We start from the raw sequence: 19,955 nt of genomic DNA, 5'->3' as shown, positions 1-19,955 counted from the left end.
ATTTTAATTCGTTTCAGGAACATAGGTTTGAAATCCTTGCTTAGTATTCCATTGAGTCGTGCTATCTTTACCAGTTGAAAAAAATTGAATTTGTTGATTTGTTAATAAATTTTTAATCGTTTGACTCGGATAATAATTAAAGAATATTGCTACTTTTGGTTGAATAATATTTAACCAATTTTTATTTAAAGTTTTACTAGACCATAATAAAACCTCTGGATACAATTTTAAATTCTGCTTCAGCATTTTTTGAGAGATTGCATTGGATTTAATCCATAACCAAGTTTGGTCTTTAAACTGTAGTTGAAATAAATTAGGAGTTGGAAAACTTAACTTTAAATTGTCTAGATTGAATGAATTATTTTGTGAAACATTTATTTTGTTTTTCAAAAGTATACTTTTAGACATAATTGACCAATTAGCGTCAGAGTTTACAGAAATAACATAATCAATTTGATTGATTCCCTGTTGTGTTAAAAAAGGAATTAAAGTATATTTAACTGCTTCTGCTTCCTCTCCATTAATTACAATGACTTGTCCTCGATTTTGGATAATGATTATTGGTTCAGAACTCGAACTTAAAACTGTTATTTGTTCTAAAGATAAACGAGAGTAACTAACTGTAATGATAGTTATTGTTAAAAGAAATAGACAAATCAAAATCCAGTACCGTCTAAACCAAGAATTTAACCAAACTAAAATCATAATTAGATAAATAAAAAGCATTAAACTTAGGGGAAGTTTACCAATTGCATAAGCACTTGCAGGGAGATGATTAAAAAATAAGACAGTTTGTAATAAAAAATGAATTAGATAGTAAAATAAAAATGCGATCGCACTTCCCAAAGCTGGATAAATTAAGCTCATTGCTGCACTGAACATTCCTCCAAAACTAATAATAGTAATCAATGGAGCGGTAATAATATTAACCAAAACACCATAAGTTACAACACTACTAAACGTATATATTAAGAGTGGAAAAGTCCAGATAGAAGCAGCTAAAGGCAGAGTAATAATAGTAGCAATTGTCGGAGGTAACCAATCAAACCAACGTAATAAAATAGGTAAAGTAACAATTAAACCAAATGTTGCTAAAAAACTTAACTGAAATCCTAAATCCCAAATCCATAAAGGGTTAAATAATAATAAAATAGTTCCCGCTAAGAGTAAAGAACCTAAAGGATAGGTTTTTCGATTTAAAATCATACCAATTAAGGCACCAGCACCCATTAAACTAGCTCTTAGTATCGAAGGTTGTAAACCAGTTAAACCAACATAAAAAACTAAGACAAAAATACCAATCATTAATTGCTTACGGGGTGTCAAAGCACGAGTTAATCTGATGACAATACCAAGTAGTAAAGCAACTTGAAAACCCGAAGCTGCAAACACATGAGCTAAACCTGCCTTAATAAAGGCTTCACGCACTTCTATCGGTAAATCAACAGCTTGTCTACCAATTACAATAGAGCCTAATATAGAACCATATGATTCACCTAACCCTTTTTGTAAAGCATTAACAATTCTTTGTCTAATTAACCATAAACCCCAAGGTGGTTCTTGTAATTCAATTAATTTTAGTCCTTTTAATCCTGCAAAAGCTCCCTGACGATGTAAATAAGCTTTAAAATCAAAGGAATTTGGATTAGAGCTAGACTTGGGTAAATATAAAAGACCTTGGATTGTGATAACTTGATTAGTGTGAATGACTAATTTCTCTGATAAGCCAAGGGTAACGTATAATTTGCCGCTAACTGACTGATTAATCAAATGTGAACTTGTTACCTCTTGGGGTGCTAACCAAAATTGTATTTTTTGATTGGTAGTTTGTCTACTTTCACTCAACGCTTTTCCCGTAATAGTAATTATTTGAGTTTTAGCATTAGTCGAAATGAGATGACTAATATCAGTTAAACTCGGCTGTGGAATGCGAATTTGTAAATAAATAACTCCAAGTAATGCCACTATTACTGATGAAAACCAGAAATATTGATTAAATTTCCCGTAATTTAGTCGTTTGATAATGTTGCAAACTACGAAATAAAGGAAAAATAACCCAAAAGTAACAATTAACCATTGTTGCCAAGAAGGATGAGGATTATAAAGTCCAAAAAATCCCGTAGAAAGTAAACCAATACAATAAGACAAACAGATTGCTAATCCTAAGTTTCGTGTCATTCAAGTCTTTAGTAATTTTTAAAATTTTGAAATATTTATTTTAACTAAAATACGCTGATGTTCTTAAAAAAATAACCGTATTTTTACGAATCTTCTTATTAATCTAATCTCTGTATTTAAAACTAAGTATTTAGGGAATATAAAAAAGTGGGTCTGACCCACTTGTATTTCTAACTAAAAGAAATTACTCAAGTAAATTTATCTAAATGGAAAAACCTAAATTTAAACCAAAAATTGCATGAATGACGAATAAAATAATCACTGTGCTACCTAAATAAGCATGGATGGTTCGCATCGTCTGTTTATTGTCTCCACCAAATCCAGTTAATGCAATAAAAGCATTGATTCCCAATAAAATAATAATTAAAGAGCCTGTCCAAAAATGAGCACTTTCAAAAATGGGTTGATTTTGCATGACAAGAGATAAAATTCCACCTGTATAACCCAAAGTGATGAATAAATACATCCAAGGCGCTAGTTTACGATGTTCAATACGGCTTTTATTCGCAATTTCTCCATCAAGAGTGATTCTGCTACGCCATCCACTATAAGCCACATAACTACCCATGACAAAAACAACAATACCCATCATGGCAGGATGTCCCCAATGTACAATAGGTTCAGGTGTTCCTAAACTACTGAACCAGTTTGCAATCGGTTCTAAATATCCTCGTAAGTCCGACATTTCAGGTTTTCCTCTGGTAATAAATTAAATCATGTTGATTTTTCTTTACAAATCTACATGATTAAGGTGATAAAAACAATTAATGAGTGCAATAATTAATACAATAGAGGACGAAATTTGTCTAATATTAAGGTTTTAGCATTGAATTTAATTATTTATTTGAAAAAAATAGTTTTGTCTTTTCTAAAAAGCTAGAACTAAAGTAAGAAACATAAGCTGGACAAACATTCATACAGAGTCCTAGATGTAAAAAAAAATGAAATTCCTCTTAAAAAATCGTAAAGAAGCAGGACAATTATTAGGAAGTAAGTTAATTAAATATGCTAACTCCTCTAATAGCTTAATTTTAGCCCTGCCTCGTGGAGGTGTTCCAGTTGCGTTTCAAATCGCACAAAAACTGAATCTTCCTTTAGATATCTGCTTGGTGCGTAAATTAGGTGTCCCTCAACGTCAAGAGTTAGCAATGGGGGCGATTAGTACAAATAATGTCATGGTGATTAATCAATCAGTGGTAGCATCTATGGAAATCTCTGAGGAGGCGATTTCTAAGGTAGTACAGAGCGAAAAACAAGAACTACAAAGACGAGAACTTTTGTATAAAGGTCATCGCCCAGCCCTTGTTATTAAAGATCAGACGATCATTTTAGTCGATGATGGTGCGGCTACTGGTGCTACCCTACAAGCTGCGATCGGTGCCATTAAACAGCAGTGTCCTAAAGTGATCATTGTCGCGATTCCGATCATTTCAGAAGAAGCAATAAAAACACTTCAGTCAGCAGTTGATCAATTAGTTTATCTGTTTTCACCTTCTCCACTTCAGTCGATCAGTCTTTGGTACGAAAACTTTGAGCAAACCACCGATCAAGAAGTTTGCGAGTTACTTAACTTATCTTTTCTCGCTTAAATAATGTTTTTGTATTATTCAATTCACTTAAAGTATTAAAAATTGTTAAGAAGGTTAATGAGGCGATGCTGCTTTTCCCGTACCGCTCATAACTTTGCTAACCAGTAATTATACTCAATACTTTTTACTTAATTTCGTAGTTTCCCTGACTTTAATCTTAAAGAGTTAATTAAAGCTAAAAATTATTGACTATGTTCTAGGGTAAACTTTCACGAATTTTTACTGATCCTTGTTTCCAGACTGCCTCAGTAGAATCCTCATTCAAAATTTAGTTAATTATTAAAAATTACTTAGATAAATACCGAATTAATAATTATTTATCAGTAATTTAACCACTCTAGTAATTTTAATGATCTAGAGTTAAGTCACTTACTATCTTCCGTATTTTTTCAGTTCCTTTTCTCTGAATATACCTCATATCTTATAAAAGTAATCTAGATTTTTGTGCAGTTTAAATCTTAACAATTCATTGTTTAAATTGAAGCACAAGGATCACAATAACAGCGAGAGAAATATGGCTTTAACATCTAGCGGTCTTGTATTATTTGATAATAAAAATTTATTAACATCATATGGAATTAATGAAGATTTGCAATCTACAGCTACTATTGTTAATAATCAAACACTTAAAATTACAGGTAATGGCTGGAAAAAATTTGAGATCCCTACATACGAAGTAACAGCAAATACAATCTTAGAATTTTCTTATAAAAGTTCTGCTCAAGGCGAAATTCAGGGAATTGGTGTAGACAGTGATAATGATATTAGTTCTCAGCAATATTTTAATCTCTTTGGAACAGAAAATTCTGGAATATTAAATAATAATAATTACTCAACAGCTAACCCTGGTAGTTGGCGCAAATATACAATTTCATTAGGAAATTATTTAAGAGGTAATATTAGTTATTTAACATTTATTAATGACCAAGATATTACTAATCCAACAGCAGAAAGCTGGTTTAATAATATTTATCTGACTGAAAGACTTACATTAAATCGGGATAATTTTAGTATACTTGAAGATACCCCAATTACAATTGCAGCGAGTCAACTCTTGAGTAATGACGTGGGAACATCTTTAAGAGTAACGAGTGTTGAAAGACCCATGAATGGAACGGTTACCCTAGTTAACGATAATATCTTTTTTAATCCGTTTGCTAATTTTTTTGGAAACGCATCTTTTAAATATAGGGCTACTGATCGTAATGGTAAAACATCAACTGCAACAGTTAATATTAGAGTTAATGCCGTTAACGATGCGCCCACTCTAGTAAATGACAGCTTTTCAACTCAGCAAAATACGCCTGTTTCCCTTTCTTATGCACAACTACTTAGTAATGATAGCGATGTTGAGAATAATCTACTAACCGTAACGGCAATTAATCAAGCAGTAAACGGCAGCATTCAAATTAATGGAACTAATATAACTTTTACACCCAATTCTAATTTTAATGGTCAGGCCAGTTTTAAATATACAGTTAGTGACTCTAGAGGAGGAATATCAACTGCTACAGCTAATATCACTGTAGATGCAAGTAATACCTCAAATACATCAGTCAAACTAGGAACAAACTTATCGGGATTAGCCGACTACTCAACACAACTCCCTTTTATCGATGGCTTCCGCACCTCAAGATCGTGGATTACCCAAAAAACAGGAGTCTGGAACACCAATGAAGGCAATTTATTAAATCTTGATGTCAATGGTTACGTCAAATCCCTATCCACTGGCGGCACCACACAATATACATCAGTCGGCACCTTATTGTATCGAGAACTACAAGGTAGATATCCCAGTGGTCGATATCTTGTTCTCTACGACGGCGAAGGCACCATCAACTATAGCTTTGATGCACTCAAAGATACAACCGCCTCCACAAAAGGACGCGACGTGATTAATGTCACCCCATCAAACGCAGGCATTTATCTTTCAATCACTGCCACCGACCCCAATCAAACAGGGAACTATCTTCGCAACATACGAGTTATACCAGAAGCCAGCGAAAGCAGCTACACTCAACAAATCTTTAATCGAGCATTTCTCGACAAAACAAGCCCTTATGGTGCAGTTCGTTTGATGGACTGGATGCAAATTAACAACTCGACACAAAGCCAATGGAGTAATCGTCCGACCCTAAATAAGGCCAGTTGGGCAACCTCTGGCGCACCCGTCGAAGTGATGGTGCAATTAGCCAATCAACTCGATATCGACCCGTGGTTCTGTATGCCCCATCAAGCGACCAATGAATATGTGACGAATTTTGCTCAATACGTCAAAAACAATTTAGAACCCGAACGCCAGGTTTATGTCGAATATTCTAACGAAGTTTGGAACTGGCAGTTTCAACAGACCTCATGGGTTAATCAACAAGCGCTTGCGGCTGGATTATCACATTATGCTGACTGGTACAGTAAACGTACCACAGAAATTACTCGTATTTGGGACTCGGTGTGGGGAACCGACAAAGACCGCGTGATTGGTGTGATGGCCACTCAAGCGGCTAATGTCTGGTTAGGACAACGTGAATTGTCTTATGCTTGGGATACGACTGGAGCCAAATCTAACGACTATTATGGCATTGATGCGATCGCCATTGCCCCTTATTTTGGCAATTATTTAGGAGACCCCAATACCGCTAATCAAGTCGCTAGTTGGGCTACACAACCAGATGGCGGTTTAAACAGTCTCTTTGACGAAATAACCAGAGGCGGTATTTTGAGTACAAGCCCTGCGGGTGGTGCCTTACAACAAAGTTTCTCATGGATGAGTAACTATGCCAATTTAGCTCAACAAAAAGGGCTTCAACTGCTTGCCTATGAGGGTGGACAGCATCTTGTCGGTTATGGGGGTGCTGAAAATAATCAAACCCTGACTAATCTATTCACTGCCGCTAACCGCGACCCGCGCATGGGTGAGATTTATAGACAATATCTTAATAAATGGTACGAGTTGGGGGGAGGTAGCTTCATGAATTACTCTGATATTGGAAACTTCACTAAATGGGGTAGTTGGGGCAGTCTCGAATATGTTGGGCAAAATGGTTCACCGAAATATGATGCTTTGATGGACGTTATTCAATCTCTTCAGGGTGCAACTAACTAATTACTGATTTTGGTGAATTATCTGTCAATGCTCTTTGAGTTCAATCTCTCACTGAGCATTATTTTTTGTTTTTTCTGCTTCTTGTTATTATTGATTTAAGAGCAAATTATAGTTTTTAAATCAATGGAAAGAATTAAACAACTCAAACAATTTTTGGCGTGGTTTTGGCGAGTTGCTAAACCCTATTGGATATCTACTGAAAAATGGAAAGCACTTGCATTTCTTGTCTCAGTTGTGATTTTAATTGTTGCTGTTAATAAAATAAATGTCACTCTCAATCAAGTTCAGGGTGATTTTGTCACGGCTTTAACTGAAAAAAAAGTAGATGAATTTGAGCAAAATCTGATAAATTTTCTTGGCATTTTGATGAGCTTACTTGTACTGACATTAACTCAATCTTTTCTTCAGCAAAAACTCGTTTTGTATTGGCGAGAATGGCTCACTAATAATTTTATTGCTCAATATTTTACAAATCAATCTTTTTATAAAGTCAACAATTACTCATTAATTGATAATCCAGATCAACGAATTGCTGATGATATTGATGGATTCACCAATAAAACCATCGAATATACTTTAGATTTTGGTAGTAATCTACTTAGAGGCTTTTTATTTGTCGGCGTTCTCTGGTCGCTCAATAGTACCCTAGTTTGGGTTGCTCTAGTCACAGCTATTATTCAAACTCTCATCAGTTTTTGGATTGGTAGAATTCTAACCCCTTTAAATTTTAAAAATCTCCAATATCAGGCCGATTTTCGTTATGGGTTAGTCCATGTTCGCAATAATAGTGAATCGATCGCTTTTTATCAAGGTGAAGCCCAAGAAGATCAAATGCTACAAGAACGATTTAGTCGTCTATTGTTCATCCTTCATAGAATGATTTTGCCTCAGAGTGCTTTATCCGCTTTTAGCTTTGGTTTAACGTTTATTACTTTTGTCCTTTCTTACTGGATTTTAGCCCCTCAATATTTTTCTGGTCAAATTCCCTTTGGCGATATTAGTCGTTCGACTCATGCGTTTATGACGGTTCTTTTTGTCTTTAGTTGGTTTGCAACTTCTTTTCAAGACCTAACTTTATTCGCTGCGGTGACTAAACGACTGGGAACCTTTGCCGAATTTTTAGATCAAGTCAATACACCCATTGAACCAGAACACACCATCCACAACATTATCGAACCTCGTTTAGCCCTCTCTCACGTTACGCTAGAAACCCCCAATCACGAAAAAATATTAATCGAAAATTTATCTTTAGAAGTTGTTCCCAGTACAGGTCTTTTAATCATGGGTGCGTCGGGAGTCGGCAAAAGTTCGGTATTACGTGCTGTTGCTGGTCTTTGGAATAGTGGTAAAGGTTATATTTATCGCCCTAAAGAGACAGAAATGCTTTTTATTCCCCAACGTCCCTACATGACTTTAGGTTCACTGCGGAGTCAAATCATCTATCCTCATATTGATCTTGATGTTAGTGATGAACAATTACAAGCAGTTCTCGAAAAAGTTAATCTTTCAAGTTTAGCCCCCAGAGTCGGCGGATTTGATGTAATACTCAATTGGGCTGATGTTTTATCCCTAGGAGAACAACAACGATTAGCCTTTGCACGTCTTTTTTTACTCAATCCAAAATATGCCGTTCTCGATGAATCGACTAGCGCACTAGATGTTAAAAATGAACGCCATCTCTATCAAATGCTCAAAGATTCCCATACTACTTATATTAGCGTTGGACATCGACCGACGATCGTTCCTTATCATGAGACGATTATCGAGTTTCTCGGTGATGGAAAATGGCATTCATATCCCGCGAGTGATTATAAAATTGATGGCACTTCTAACAATGGTAATGGTTCGACTCCGAGTGAAGCTATTATTCTTGACTGATCGTTCCAGAATTGTTAGACTAAATTTTTAGATAGAACATCTGGAGTAATGGCAAGACAAAAAGAGTTTAATCAACAAGAAGCTCTAGAGAAAGCAATGGAAACCTTCTGGCAACATGGCTATGAAGGAACTTCGATTCAAGATCTCGTCAAGAGCATGGGGATTAACCGAGGTAGTCTTTATGATACCTTTGGCGACAAGCACTCTTTATATCTAGCGGCGATCGCACATTATGATGAAACGATCGTACAAAAGATCGTCAATCGGCTAGAAGCTCCTCATGCGTCTAAACAGGCAATTATCGACTATTTTAATGAATTGGTCGAACGTGCCTTAAACGATCAAACCAGTTGTGGTTGTTTTATGACTAATGCAGCAGTCGAATTGTGTCCACACGATACCGAAGCTGCTCAACGCATTCAAACCAACCTACAACGGATTGAAAACGCCTTCTATCAAGCCTTACAACGCGCCGCCATTAAAGGAGAGATTAAATCAAAAAATCCTCAAGCCTTAGCGCACTATTTGACGTGTCTATTACAAGGTTTACGGGTGACGGCGAAAGTCAGCCCACAACGAGACGTTTTAAACAACATCGTTCAAGTCGGCTTATCCATCCTTAATTAAACATCTTCTTTTTTTTGTCTTATTTGGAACGATTGTTCAAAAATTAGGAGCAAACGAACAATGACAACTATAACCCTAGACAATAACAACTTTGTCAGTGAAGTATTAGAAAGTAAAACCCTTGTTGTTGTAGACTTTTGGGCGGCTTGGTGTGGCCCGTGTCGAGTCATGAACCCCATCATAGAAGAACTTGCCGAAACTTTTGCAGGTGTCGTTACGGTGGGAAAAGTGAACATTGACGATTATCCTGAACTCGCCAGCCAACATCAGATTACTGCGATTCCGACCCTGATGATCTTTGAACAAAGAAAAGAAATCGATCGTATTGCGGGATTAATTTCCAAAACAGCCTTATTTGAACGAGTCCAAGCATTTACCCAGTCAATTTACGCCTAATCCTCATCTAACTAGGAGATAAATCAAATGAACACACCTTTAAAACTTTTTACCCCCGTCAAAGTAGGTGCCTACGAATTACCTAATCGAATCGTCATGGCACCCCTAACCCGAAATCGAGCCGCCCAAGGCAACGTTCCCCACGAATTAAACGCCTTGTATTATACCCAAAGAGCATCGGCTGGCTTAATTATTACAGAAGCAACCCAAGTCTCACCGCAAGGACTTGGTTACCCCAATACACCGGGTATCCATTCACCCGAACAAATCGAAGGATGGAAACGGGTTACAGATGCCGTACATCAACAAGGGGGACGCATCTTCATGCAACTGTGGCACGTCGGACGAATTTCTCATCCCTCCCTGCAACCAAATGGAGAATTACCCGTTGCTCCGAGTGCGATCGCGCCCGATGGTATGGCTTCTACATTTACAGGGGAACAGCCCTACGTCGTCCCCAGAGCCTTAGAAACCGCAGAAATTCCGCAAATCGTCGAACAATACCGACAAGGGGCTAAAAATGCCTTAGAAGCAGGATTTGATGGTGTAGAAATTCACAGCGCAAACGGTTACTTACTGGATCAATTCTTACATGATGGCTCAAACCAACGGACGGATCAATATGGAGGTTCTATCGAAAACCGCGCCCGTCTTTTGATGGAAGTCACCGAAGCAGTTACGAGTGTTTGGGGTGCCGATAAAGTGGGTGTACGTCTATCACCGAGTGGTACTTTTGGTACTATGTATGACTCGAATTTACAAGCATTGTTTGATTACGTTGTTGCAGAATTAAATCGTTTTAATCTCGCTTATCTGCACTTAGTCGAACCGAGAGTACAGGGAAATGTAACTATCGAAGATGATGGTACTGGTTTAGGAAGTAAACATTTTCGCCCCATCTATCAAGGGATTATTATTGCTGCGGGGGGTTATACTCGTGAATTGGGTGAAGAAGTGTTAGAAACAGGAGAAGCTGATTTAATTGCATATGGTCGCTTATTTATTGCAAATCCAGACTTACCCGAACGTTTTGCCCGTAATGCGCCACTCAATCCATACGATCGTAACACCTTCTATGGGGGGGATGCAAAGGGTTATGTCGATTATCCTTTTCTAGAAAAAACAGCAGCTTAAGAGTCTTGTGTTGGGGTTTGGTCTCCAAACCCTTTTTCTAACGTAGGCTATCTAAAATAAGCTACAGTAATAAATTGTCCTTATATATTGACTCCTAAAAATATGGTTAAGACAGTAGACGATAAAGCCATTGTGAAAGATTATTTTAACGCTACAGGTTTTGATCGATGGCGTAGAATTTATGGTGATGGAGAAGTGAATAAAGTTCAACGTGATATACGAGTTGGACATCAGCAAACTATTGATACTGTGATTGGATGGCTAGAAGACGATCAAAATTTAATGAATCTGACAATTTGTGATGCAGGTTGTGGGGTGGGGAGTTTAGCCATTCCACTCGCCCAAGCAGGAGCAAAAGTCTATGCTAGTGATATTTCTGAGAAAATGGTCACAGAAGCTGCCCAACGTGCCAAAGAAGCTTTAGGCTATTCTAACTCGATTGCTTTTTCTGTACAGGATTTAGAAAGTTTATCGGGCAAATATCACACCGTTATTTGTTTAGATGTCTTAATTCATTATCCCGCATCAGAAGCCGCTAAAATGATTGCTCATCTTGCATCTTTGGCTGATTCTCGCTTAATTTTGAGTTTTGCTCCAAAAACCGTTTTATTGTCTATCCTAAAAAAAGTGGGTGAATTTTTTCCTGGCCCCAGTAAAGCGACTCGTGCTTATCAACATAAAGAAGCAGATATTATCAAAGCTTTACAAGACAATGGTTTTACCATCAAACGTACTAGCATGACCAGTACACGATTTTATTTTTCAAGAATCTTAGAAGCTGTTCGTTAAAAACAGTTAAACCCAATGGCAGTTACAACTGGACAACTCAGACAATGGAAGCAAGACAAACGCTCAATTATTGTCTTAACCGCTTGGGATTATGCGATCGCACAAATTTTAGATGAGGCCGAAGTAGACATGATTTTGGTGGGAGACTCCCTAGCCATGTCTATTTTAGGTCATCCTACCACTTTACCCGTAACTTTAGACGATATGATTCATCATGCGGCTGCGGTGTATCGTGGAGTTAAACGTGCTTTGGTGGTGTGTGATTTACCGTTTTTGAGTTACCAAGAAAGTACCACTCAAGCGATTCACTCAGCAGGACGTGTTTTAAAAGAAACAGGGGTACAAGCCGTTAAACTAGAAGGGGGACATCCTGCAATGGTAGAAACGATCGCCCGACTGACAGCAATTGGTATACCTGTGATGGGACATATTGGTTTAACGCCTCAATCTGTGCATCGTTTAGGATATAAACAACAGGGGAAAACCGATGAAGATGCGGATCGAATTTTAAATGAAGCGATCGCACTTGCTCAAGCGGGGGTTTTTTCGATCGTCTTAGAACATATCCCCTCAGATTTAGCCGCTACAATTACTGATAAATTACCCATTTCGACGATTGGAATTGGTGCGGGAAATCAATGTGATGGACAGGTTTTAGTCACGGCTGATTTACTGGGATTAACAAAAAAACAACCCCCTTTTGCAAAATCTTATGTTAATTTACGTGAACTCATTAACCAAGCTGTACACAATTATGCTATTGAAGTTAAAGAAAAAAAATTTCCAAGCAATTAATATTAATTGGAATAGTAACGTTTAAATCGTGGATCAAGATAATGTTTTTTCTTGGAATTACAAGTTACACAAAGTGTCTGTAAATTACTGATGTCATTACTTCCACTCAATGCTAGAGGAATAATGTGATCAATATTGAGTGTAATTTCTTGTTTTGTCTTGCCACAGCTTTGACACTGATATTTATCTCTTTTGTAGACATATTCTCGAACTGAATAAGGAATTGGAATACGAGGAGTTTTTGACATCTTGATTAGCTAATGGTTTGACGAATATCATCTAATATTGATTCGGGTTCATCTGGAATAAATTCTAAAGTGACTCGAATTTTTCCTTTTTTCCAACCCGCATTAGGACTTAGGATCTCGCATTCTACACCGTCTCGCCATTTAATTCGTTTTTCTGCATCATGATCCATTTTTTCTAATAATCCATAAATAAATTCTTCTGCTTTAAATGTTTTGTGAGAAAGAATTGCTCGATCTTTAAAATCATTAAGTGAAATGACTTCATCGGATTTTAATAGCATTATTTTTACTGACATAATTTGTTTTATTTTACTAATTGTTTTAAAGCCAGATAATAAATCCTCTGTCTCATAGCGGAAGTTCGTTAAAACGGACTAAATAATTTTTAGTCAACATAGTCGGTTTTAACCACTGGCTATTATGCTATATGAATTATTTATAACTCTTCTAATTGACAACGAAGTTGCTCAAATTCATCATCTACAATAGATTGAATAGTTAATGAATCGCTGAAATCAGTCAGATTAAGATCAATCACATCATTAATATTTATTGTTTTGTCAGACTTTTCATTAGGAAAAAATTCTACCTCTACTCTAATTTTTATTGTGCCTTGATTCCAAGATTTATTACCTAATTTTAAAAGTTTACAAGCAACTCCAGAACTAAACCAATTATTTTGATGTATTTTTGTAGTTCCATCAGGGTAATAAATTTGAGTAGCTGGATAAATTTTTATTGCTTCGTTTCTAAGAAAATTTTTTATAAAGTCCTCTATGTCCCTATTAAAAACTTGTTTTAATGCTTTTCGCAACTTTCCAATTTTCATTAAACTATTATTAGAAAATTCGATTAGATCATCATCGTTAAGATTGGCCAAATAAGAATGTGGTTTCATTGAATTAGCCTTTAATTAAGTGATATGCGAGAATTGCTCAATAGAAAATTTATGTAATACTCATCATTTCCTCATCCATAACAAAACCATTGCCCTGATGTGATTCTTCCTTTTCTACAGAAAGCGGAATCAAACTTAAATCAGAGGCCGCAATTGAAGGTAATTGATGTTCATACAACCTCATCACTTGTAAACAAGCATTAATTCCTGAAACAGCTTGATTAAATTGCTCAATTTTTTGTTTAATCTCTCCTTGATGACGAACATTTTTAGCAATCTTTTCGGCCGCTTCTTGTTCTAGATTTTGTTCTAAATAAGCTCTGGCTCTATCATATTGTTGTAAAATTTCATCAGATTGTTTTTCAGTCATTGGTAATAACTGAGTTTTCAGAGTTTGATTAATAGTTTGTCGAAAGTTCTTGCGGATGGTTGTTGATACTTTCGGTTCAAAATCTAGTTTAAGTAATTGACGAATTGCGGGTTCTGCTTGTACCATACTCTCACAGTCATAGCCTTGTGAGGTTTGTTGTAAAGTTTGTCGAAATTGATAAATCGAAAATGTTCCTTCATCATAAAAACGCGGACTTTCTCTTACATAGCGATCGCATTCTGTTTTAGCTTCTGAAACTAAAGCATAAGTTAACTTTTCTTCCATCTGTTTAAGTTGTACTTCTATTCCTCCATCATCACCCAATAAACGATATAATTTTCGATAATAATCTGACTGACGCACTCGATCTAATATTCTTTGACAGAAGCGGTTGACTAAAGCTTTAGATTGATCTACTAAAACATCTTCTAATTCATTAGCTAGATAATACAAAGCTTCGACTAAAACGGCTAAAAGAGGGGCAGTCGAATTACGAGGATGAGTGAAAGTTGCACGACTATAGGCATTTGTTACCGAGAAAGATTGTAGCAATTCATCTAAACGAGATACCATTCTTGCCTTAAGTTTTTGAAAATCTTCCTCAAAAAGTGGATCGGCATTCACGGCTATTTTATTAATTTCTTCGGCGATATGTTTCGTAAATTCTTGCCCCACGTCTTGTAAGTCATGATTGAGTTTAATTAACTCTTGGGTTTTCATGGCTTCTATTTCGCGAGGTTGACTGTCTACCTCTTGATATTTGTCGAGATAATATTTTTTCAAGGTAATACAAAGAGGTTGCAAGTCATCGGCTAAATTAGAAAACAGTTGAGGGCGTTTTTCTTCTATTAGATAACGAGTAATAGCGTTCCGAAAATCTTCTATTCCACTATCGATAATTAATTGCTCAATTAAAGGGGTTCCCCATTCACTTAAAATTCTCGTGTAGTTTTCGTTCGGGCTGTCGTAGCCATTTACTGTAACTCTAAAATTAGTGCGAGTTAATTTACCCGAATTAGCACAATAATTATTAAACTCACTAATAAATTGTGGGGTTTCTTCTTCTCCACCTAAACTCTTAACACTCTCGGCAAATAGTGAATCTAAACCATAACGATCCATTCCAGTTGTATGCTTTTTAATCTGACTGCCATAAAATCCGAGTAACCCACTGGTTTTATACACTCGGTTACTGTCTCTAAACTGAGTGTGGATAAGATTATCTAAACGTTGACGCAGTTGGCTATTGTACCAGGTTTCATCAATGCGATTAAAGACATAAAAAACTCTATCCCGTATACTCGGATTAGCCCGCATTTTTTCCAACAGTTCCGTTTCTTCGGTTGACATCTCCCCTGCTGAAGCGGGTTTAAGAACACACACCACAGCCGATGTATCTGAATCTTCGATTTTTTGGTAGGTTAATTCTGCATCTTTTTTTACGGGTGCATCAATACCTGGCATATCAACTAAGACGTTACCATCCTGCAATAAGGGATGATTGCAGTAGTATTCTAACCGTTTGAGAACTGCGCTATTACTGCCTCTTTTAGCATAATTAGCCGCTTCTGTCAAGTTAGAAAAGTTAAATTGTTCCATCGAGTAGGTAGCGTGATGGACAGGATGAATACGATCGCGGTTTTGAATAAATCCATCGACTAATAACTTTAAACCTTGTGCTTGTTTAGCTCGTTCTGACTTACTTTCGCCGCCTTCTTGTTCTAAAATCTTGTCACAATATTGTTGCAGGAGTGTAGTGACTTCAGTAGAGTCAAGATTACTGGGGGCTTTAATTTCCAAGCGTTGACACAAAGTCTCGACTAGAGACAAAATTTCTGCTTCACTCAAAAATGTCAAAACGACTTTTTCTTGTTCGCTTTGGGCATATTCAATATGACATTCTGTACCCGTCGCGTGACCTTCTGCACTGTATAATAATTCTCGCTCTAACAGGGCATTAATCAGCATGGATTTACCCGCACTGAAAGCACCCGCAAAAACAATTTCAAATTTAGGCGAGATGGCTTTTTTTAAAGAAGTTTCGATCGCTGTCGTGTCTTGTTGGGAACGTAACGAAGGTTCAGATTGTAGTAGTTCAAGCAAATGATTAACATTCTTGGAAAGATCCGCGCATTGTGTGAAATCAGTCATAAAAAGCGCACTAGCTTAATTGATCTTTCTTATTGTTCCCAAATAAATGAAAAAATTATCGCTTAAACATTAAATTAACCTGAAGTGAGACAAATTTTAGTCCCTTCCAATGTATAAAGAGTCTTCCTTACAGTTCCCCCTCAATATATAAACAAATTCCTCTAACGTTCCCTCTCCTTGTAGGAGAGGGCCAGGGTGAGGTGGAGGGGGTTAGGGTGAGATTATTAACTTTTTCTAACTCGCGCTACTCCAGTAACACCTAACATTAAGGCAATTAAACCGAGTACCGAAGAAGGTTCGGGGGTCGATGCTGCTGGATCTTGTCCACTAACATCCAAAACTTGAACACGACCTTGGAAAAAATCACCGACATAAAGCGTACTATTACTATAGTACGATCCAGCAGTCCAGTTAAATACGCCTGGTGAGAGGTCGAGGGGGTTACCATAGGGTGATGGTTCACCTAGCTGAGGAGGTCGTCCACCAGAAGGTCGGCCAAATTGAGTGAGGAAGTTTCCGTTTTTATCGAATACTTGGACGCGGCTATTGATCGAGTCCATCACATAAATATTCTCATACTCGTCCACTTCAATATCAATTGGCTGAATAAACTGTCCAGGCCCAGATCCAAGTTCGCCGAAGACTAGGAGAGGTTCACCTGTCGGACTGAGTACCTGAACGCGGTTATTAAACTGGTCAGTTACAAAGAAATTGCCACTAACTGGGGATATCTGTACGCCTGCGGGCCCTTGAAACTGTCCAGCCTCAGTACCAGAACTACCAATAGAACTGATGAACTCGCCCTCCTTAGTATATTTATTGATCTTGTCATTACTGAAATCACCCACATACACAAAGCCCTCTGCATCAAATGTAATACTCGATGGCCCAAAGAAAGCTCTACCAGGTACAAGAGAACCAAAGTCACCAAAAGAGTTGATAAAGTTACCATTCGCATCAAACACATTAACGCGATCATTAAAAACATCGCCTGCATACAGATTTCCCGTATCTGGATCGAATGCGATCGCTGCTGGCTCATCGAACTGTCCTGGCCCGCTACCAGTGCCACCAATTCCTTTGATATAGTTACCTTGGCTATCAAATACGTCGATGCGGTCAATAAAACGACCATTCGCTACATAAATCAGTCCTGTTGTCTCCTGTACTGCTATTCCTTGGGGGACGGCAAGCGTTCCAGGAACACCAGGAAACTCGCCTTCAGCTAGGTTAGCAGGTCTACCAATTGATCCCTCATAGCTTAAAGTCACCGACTTAGCTGCTGTTGCTGTTGTCATAACTATAAATCCAGCACTAGCCACCGCTAAAGAAAATTTCGCGATCATTTTCATGTAAGTCACTCCCTTTATTTCAATTTTTAGAATCATCTTTAGACCGTTTGCCTTGACGTTTTAGCAAGAAACTTCCACCTAACACACTAAAAGCCAGTAAACCAACTGTTGATGAGGGTTCGGGAACACTTGCTGCTGGTTCTATATCGAGCCGCACCACTTCACCCAAATTTGGGCCAACACCGCGTTTTGTGACATAAATTTTGTTATCAGGGCCGATCGTAATTCCCGCAGAAGACTCTAAACCTTCACCTGCAGCTACAAGGGTTGTGCGAGTCCCATCAGGAGCAAGTTGAATTAAAGAACCTGGTAGGAACCGTATGTTATCTAATGGCTGTGGTTCATCGCTGAATTGTAAGACGAGTAAATTACCGTTTTGATCAAAAGTTAGATCAGTAATGTGAGTAAACCCCTCTGCAAAAACTTCTGGTACACCATTTTCACCGATGCGGAAGATTCGAGCGGCACCTTCGAGATAAGGAAAGCCAGTATACTCACCAATATATAACGCTCCATCTGGCCCGATCGTATTACCTGTGGGTACTGATTGAATAGCAATTCGAGAAGGTTGTCCTGGTTCTTCTGGCGGTAAAAACTCGACTAGTCCTGGTGGAATCTCTACTCCAGGTGGGAGAGGTGGAAGTAGCGTGCTACTGACAATCTTATCAGGGATGGCAATTGCCTCGACGCCACTACCATCAAGTTTGATACTATAAGCGGTGTTTCCACCTGCATCAACGACATAGGCAGTATCACCACTAATGGTTAAGTCATAAGGATTAGTAACTACATCCCCACCGTCAGGATTATTAATAATTTCGTACCTGCCAAAGTCAAAAATTTCCGTTAATTCTCCTGTATTCAAATCAGCTTTAAACAGTTTTGCTAAATCAGAAGTATTTAAAACTTCTTCGGGTGGTGAAGGAGGAAAAGTAGTAATTTGCCCTGGCGGAATTGGATATTGTTGTCCTAGCGTGTTTAATTCGAGATCACGGTTTCCTGGATAACCCGCAAACCCTGTTAGAACATAAGCATTACCCAGGGCATCAAATTGTAAATCTTGAAGACCAGCACCTTGATTCCCCGATGGTTGCTCTGCTAGAGACTGAAAGTTATTAAAGATGCTTCCTTGTTGACCATTGGGTGAAACTGTTCTGTAAGAGCTTGTATTACCCGCACAGATTGGCTGAAAAAGAGTACTCGGAGAGGGCTGACAATTTCCATTCCCCCCAACTCCTGGTTCTGAGACATAGAGGGTACCATCAGGGCCAAAGGAAATTCCCCTTGGATTACTTATTCCCTGGATAATGGGAGTGAGAGTAACCGCTTGTGCGATATTTGTGCCAAAAACAACGGTAGCACTACAGGTCAAAAAGGAAAAAGTAAATTGTTTGAGTTTCATTGCTGTAATAGAATTAGTAGGTTAATTGAAGGGTTGTTTTAGAACCAAAAAACAGAAAGTTAAGTGTTTACTGTTAACAGTTCACTGTTTAAGGTTGGTAGTTGATAGCTCATGCCACGAGCAAAACTAGATGTATTACCCGCTTTAGCTTCCAAAACCCGCTTAATATTCATGCTTTCGGCTCCAAAGTCTTGAATCTGTAATTTTCCGTGTTTTAACGCTCGATCTACAGGCCAAAATGTAATACGGTGTTGGATAAAGCCACGCGCTGAGGGATCGCCAAAAGCATAGGAACAAGGGATCATCATTACGGGACAACGTTGAATAAATTGACGATCGCGATAAACATAATCCTGTTCAATCAAGTAATAATTCTTGAGATCATGAGGAGTAAATGTAACCGTCACGTTTTGATTGTATTCATCGAGAAATTCGCCACTATGAGCCGTAATATTGCCTTTATCCCGTAATAAATGCGCCCATTCTTCCATATTTCGCATATCTTGGAGATACTCGAAACCCAATTCAAGAGGTGCATCAATATAAATGGTGTCCGTCAGGATGCGATAACGTCCTGTAGCCGCTTCTTGATGACCCGCTTGACGTTCTAAAATGGCTTTGAGTGAACGACATTCGGATGTATGCACCGTTTCAATTCCCTGCATGATCATCGGGGTTCGTCGTTTTGGGTCAACAAAACTTAGCCAATGCAGGTATGTTCCTGTTTCAGCCGTTTGAGGATCGATATAATCGGGCGGAAATAATAAAACGGGATAAACTTGGAAATATTTTTGATATTCAAAACCACAATGCCATTCAATGCCCTGTATAGAACAATTTTCTATTTTTCGGACGTGGTAGTATAAATTATTTTGATATCCTGATGCAGTCCCTAACCATGTATTCTCGTCGATTTGTTCGAGCATACGGCTATAGAGTGTCCAATCATTCAAATTTTCCAAACTATAGAGATAATTAAGCGTCGTTTCCAAAGGGGACGCAATATAAGCGGATGTAGCAAAGGTATTTTCTTCCATGAAGTTTT

General features: G+C 37.7%; 17 protein-coding genes. 8 read left to right on the top strand and 9 right to left on the bottom strand.

Annotated elements, in window-relative coordinates; genetic code table 11:
• Nucleotides 1-3 precede the first annotated feature (3 nt).
• Together CFPU101_RS13780 and CFPU101_RS13775 are read right to left on the bottom strand one after the other, a co-directional pair.
• Nucleotides 4-2,178, bottom strand: a complete 2,175-nt coding sequence (locus tag CFPU101_RS13780; RefSeq protein WP_206815921.1) for a ComEC/Rec2 family competence protein — start codon at nt 2,176-2,178, stop codon at nt 4-6.
• Between the two features lie 202 nt (nt 2,179-2,380).
• Complete coding sequence (locus CFPU101_RS13775; RefSeq protein WP_206815920.1) at nt 2,381-2,863, bottom strand: DUF4079 domain-containing protein; 483 nt, start codon at nt 2,861-2,863, stop codon at nt 2,381-2,383.
• Nucleotides 2,864-3,119: 256 nt separating this feature from the next.
• Between CFPU101_RS13775 and CFPU101_RS13770 the strand changes: the two genes are divergently transcribed.
• The 8 genes from CFPU101_RS13770 (at nt 3,120) to panB (ending at nt 12,489) form a co-directional block, all read left to right on the top strand.
• Nucleotides 3,120-3,767 carry a phosphoribosyltransferase gene (locus tag CFPU101_RS13770; RefSeq protein ID WP_206815919.1) on the top strand — a complete coding sequence of 216 codons (648 nt, stop codon included), beginning with the start codon at nt 3,120-3,122 and terminating at the stop codon, nt 3,765-3,767.
• Between the two features lie 514 nt (nt 3,768-4,281).
• Complete coding sequence (locus tag CFPU101_RS13765) at nt 4,282-6,870, top strand: cadherin-like domain-containing protein (RefSeq protein WP_206815918.1); 2,589 nt, start codon at nt 4,282-4,284, stop codon at nt 6,868-6,870.
• Nucleotides 6,871-6,993: 123 nt separating this feature from the next.
• Complete coding sequence (locus tag CFPU101_RS13760) at nt 6,994-8,748, top strand: ABC transporter ATP-binding protein/permease (RefSeq protein ID WP_206815917.1); 1,755 nt, start codon at nt 6,994-6,996, stop codon at nt 8,746-8,748.
• A 48-nt stretch (nt 8,749-8,796) separates the two neighbouring features.
• Nucleotides 8,797-9,375: a TetR/AcrR family transcriptional regulator gene (locus CFPU101_RS13755; RefSeq protein WP_206815916.1), complete on the top strand. Its 579-nt coding sequence runs from the start codon at nt 8,797-8,799 to the stop codon at nt 9,373-9,375.
• 60 nt (nt 9,376-9,435) lie between these two features.
• The gene (trxA, locus tag CFPU101_RS13750) at nt 9,436-9,771 is read left to right on the top strand and encodes a thioredoxin (protein WP_206815915.1); all 336 of its coding nucleotides are present in this window, start codon (nt 9,436-9,438) and stop codon (nt 9,769-9,771) included.
• Nucleotides 9,772-9,798: 27 nt separating this feature from the next.
• Entirely contained in the window at nt 9,799-10,905 is a 1,107-nt protein-coding gene (locus CFPU101_RS13745) for an alkene reductase (protein WP_206815914.1), read from the top strand.
• A 102-nt stretch (nt 10,906-11,007) separates the two neighbouring features.
• Nucleotides 11,008-11,694 carry a magnesium protoporphyrin IX methyltransferase gene (bchM, locus tag CFPU101_RS13740; protein ID WP_206815913.1) on the top strand — a complete coding sequence of 229 codons (687 nt, stop codon included), beginning with the start codon at nt 11,008-11,010 and terminating at the stop codon, nt 11,692-11,694.
• A 15-nt stretch (nt 11,695-11,709) separates the two neighbouring features.
• Nucleotides 11,710-12,489 carry a 3-methyl-2-oxobutanoate hydroxymethyltransferase gene (panB, locus tag CFPU101_RS13735; RefSeq protein ID WP_206815912.1) on the top strand — a complete coding sequence of 260 codons (780 nt, stop codon included), beginning with the start codon at nt 11,710-11,712 and terminating at the stop codon, nt 12,487-12,489.
• 2 nt (nt 12,490-12,491) lie between these two features.
• On the opposite strand, the gene CFPU101_RS13730 is transcribed toward panB, so the two are convergent.
• The 7 genes from CFPU101_RS13730 to scyC form a co-directional block, all read right to left on the bottom strand.
• Nucleotides 12,492-12,737, bottom strand: coding sequence for an HNH endonuclease (locus CFPU101_RS13730; RefSeq protein ID WP_206815911.1), 246 nt, complete (start codon nt 12,735-12,737; stop codon nt 12,492-12,494).
• A gap of 5 nt (nt 12,738-12,742) precedes the next feature.
• Nucleotides 12,743-13,033: a KGK domain-containing protein gene (locus CFPU101_RS13725; protein WP_206815910.1), complete on the bottom strand. Its 291-nt coding sequence runs from the start codon at nt 13,031-13,033 to the stop codon at nt 12,743-12,745.
• A gap of 140 nt (nt 13,034-13,173) precedes the next feature.
• Nucleotides 13,174-13,635, bottom strand: a complete 462-nt coding sequence (locus CFPU101_RS13720) for a KGK domain-containing protein (RefSeq protein ID WP_206815909.1) — start codon at nt 13,633-13,635, stop codon at nt 13,174-13,176.
• Between the two features lie 49 nt (nt 13,636-13,684).
• The gene (locus CFPU101_RS13715; protein ID WP_206815908.1) at nt 13,685-16,156 is read right to left on the bottom strand and encodes a dynamin-like GTPase family protein; all 2,472 of its coding nucleotides are present in this window, start codon (nt 16,154-16,156) and stop codon (nt 13,685-13,687) included.
• Nucleotides 16,157-16,380: 224 nt separating this feature from the next.
• Entirely contained in the window at nt 16,381-17,502 is a 1,122-nt protein-coding gene (scyF, locus tag CFPU101_RS13710) for a scytonemin biosynthesis PEP-CTERM protein ScyF (RefSeq protein WP_242577965.1), read from the bottom strand.
• A 25-nt stretch (nt 17,503-17,527) separates the two neighbouring features.
• A complete protein-coding gene (locus tag CFPU101_RS13705; protein WP_206815906.1) occupies nt 17,528-18,910 on the bottom strand; it encodes a ScyD/ScyE family protein in 1,383 nt (460 codons plus the stop codon).
• 59 nt (nt 18,911-18,969) lie between these two features.
• Entirely contained in the window at nt 18,970-19,947 is a 978-nt protein-coding gene (scyC, locus tag CFPU101_RS13700; protein WP_206815905.1) for a scytonemin biosynthesis cyclase/decarboxylase ScyC, read from the bottom strand.
• Between the last annotated feature and the right edge of the window lie 8 nt (nt 19,948-19,955).

The organism is Chroococcus sp. FPU101 (assembly GCF_017312365.1).
In the GTDB taxonomy this organism is placed as follows: domain Bacteria; phylum Cyanobacteriota; class Cyanobacteriia; order Cyanobacteriales; family Microcystaceae; genus Chroococcus.
This window is presented reverse-complemented; position numbering and strand designations above follow the sequence as displayed.

Excerpts from the sequence above, each read along its gene's own strand:
- CFPU101_RS13770 (WP_206815919.1), top strand. The coding sequence starts at position 3,120 with ATGAAATTCCTCTTAAAAAATCGTAAAGAAGCAGGACAATTATTAGGA.
- CFPU101_RS13760 (WP_206815917.1), top strand. The coding sequence starts at position 6,994 with ATGGAAAGAATTAAACAACTCAAACAATTTTTGGCGTGGTTTTGGCGA.
- CFPU101_RS13775 (WP_206815920.1), bottom strand. The coding sequence starts at position 2,863 with ATGTCGGACTTACGAGGATATTTAGAACCGATTGCAAACTGGTTCAGT.
- CFPU101_RS13745 (WP_206815914.1), top strand. The coding sequence starts at position 9,799 with ATGAACACACCTTTAAAACTTTTTACCCCCGTCAAAGTAGGTGCCTAC.
- scyF (WP_242577965.1), bottom strand. The coding sequence starts at position 17,502 with ATGATCGCGAAATTTTCTTTAGCGGTGGCTAGTGCTGGATTTATAGTT.
- CFPU101_RS13765 (WP_206815918.1), top strand. The coding sequence starts at position 4,282 with ATGGCTTTAACATCTAGCGGTCTTGTATTATTTGATAATAAAAATTTA.
- trxA (WP_206815915.1), top strand. The coding sequence starts at position 9,436 with ATGACAACTATAACCCTAGACAATAACAACTTTGTCAGTGAAGTATTA.
- CFPU101_RS13715 (WP_206815908.1), bottom strand. The coding sequence starts at position 16,156 with ATGACTGATTTCACACAATGCGCGGATCTTTCCAAGAATGTTAATCAT.
- bchM (WP_206815913.1), top strand. The coding sequence starts at position 11,008 with ATGGTTAAGACAGTAGACGATAAAGCCATTGTGAAAGATTATTTTAAC.
- CFPU101_RS13755 (WP_206815916.1), top strand. The coding sequence starts at position 8,797 with ATGGCAAGACAAAAAGAGTTTAATCAACAAGAAGCTCTAGAGAAAGCA.
- scyC (WP_206815905.1), bottom strand. The coding sequence starts at position 19,947 with ATGGAAGAAAATACCTTTGCTACATCCGCTTATATTGCGTCCCCTTTG.
- CFPU101_RS13705 (WP_206815906.1), bottom strand. The coding sequence starts at position 18,910 with ATGAAACTCAAACAATTTACTTTTTCCTTTTTGACCTGTAGTGCTACC.
- panB (WP_206815912.1), top strand. The coding sequence starts at position 11,710 with ATGGCAGTTACAACTGGACAACTCAGACAATGGAAGCAAGACAAACGC.
- CFPU101_RS13725 (WP_206815910.1), bottom strand. The coding sequence starts at position 13,033 with ATGTCAGTAAAAATAATGCTATTAAAATCCGATGAAGTCATTTCACTT.
- CFPU101_RS13730 (WP_206815911.1), bottom strand. The coding sequence starts at position 12,737 with ATGTCAAAAACTCCTCGTATTCCAATTCCTTATTCAGTTCGAGAATAT.
- CFPU101_RS13780 (WP_206815921.1), bottom strand. The coding sequence starts at position 2,178 with ATGACACGAAACTTAGGATTAGCAATCTGTTTGTCTTATTGTATTGGT.
- CFPU101_RS13720 (WP_206815909.1), bottom strand. The coding sequence starts at position 13,635 with ATGAAACCACATTCTTATTTGGCCAATCTTAACGATGATGATCTAATC.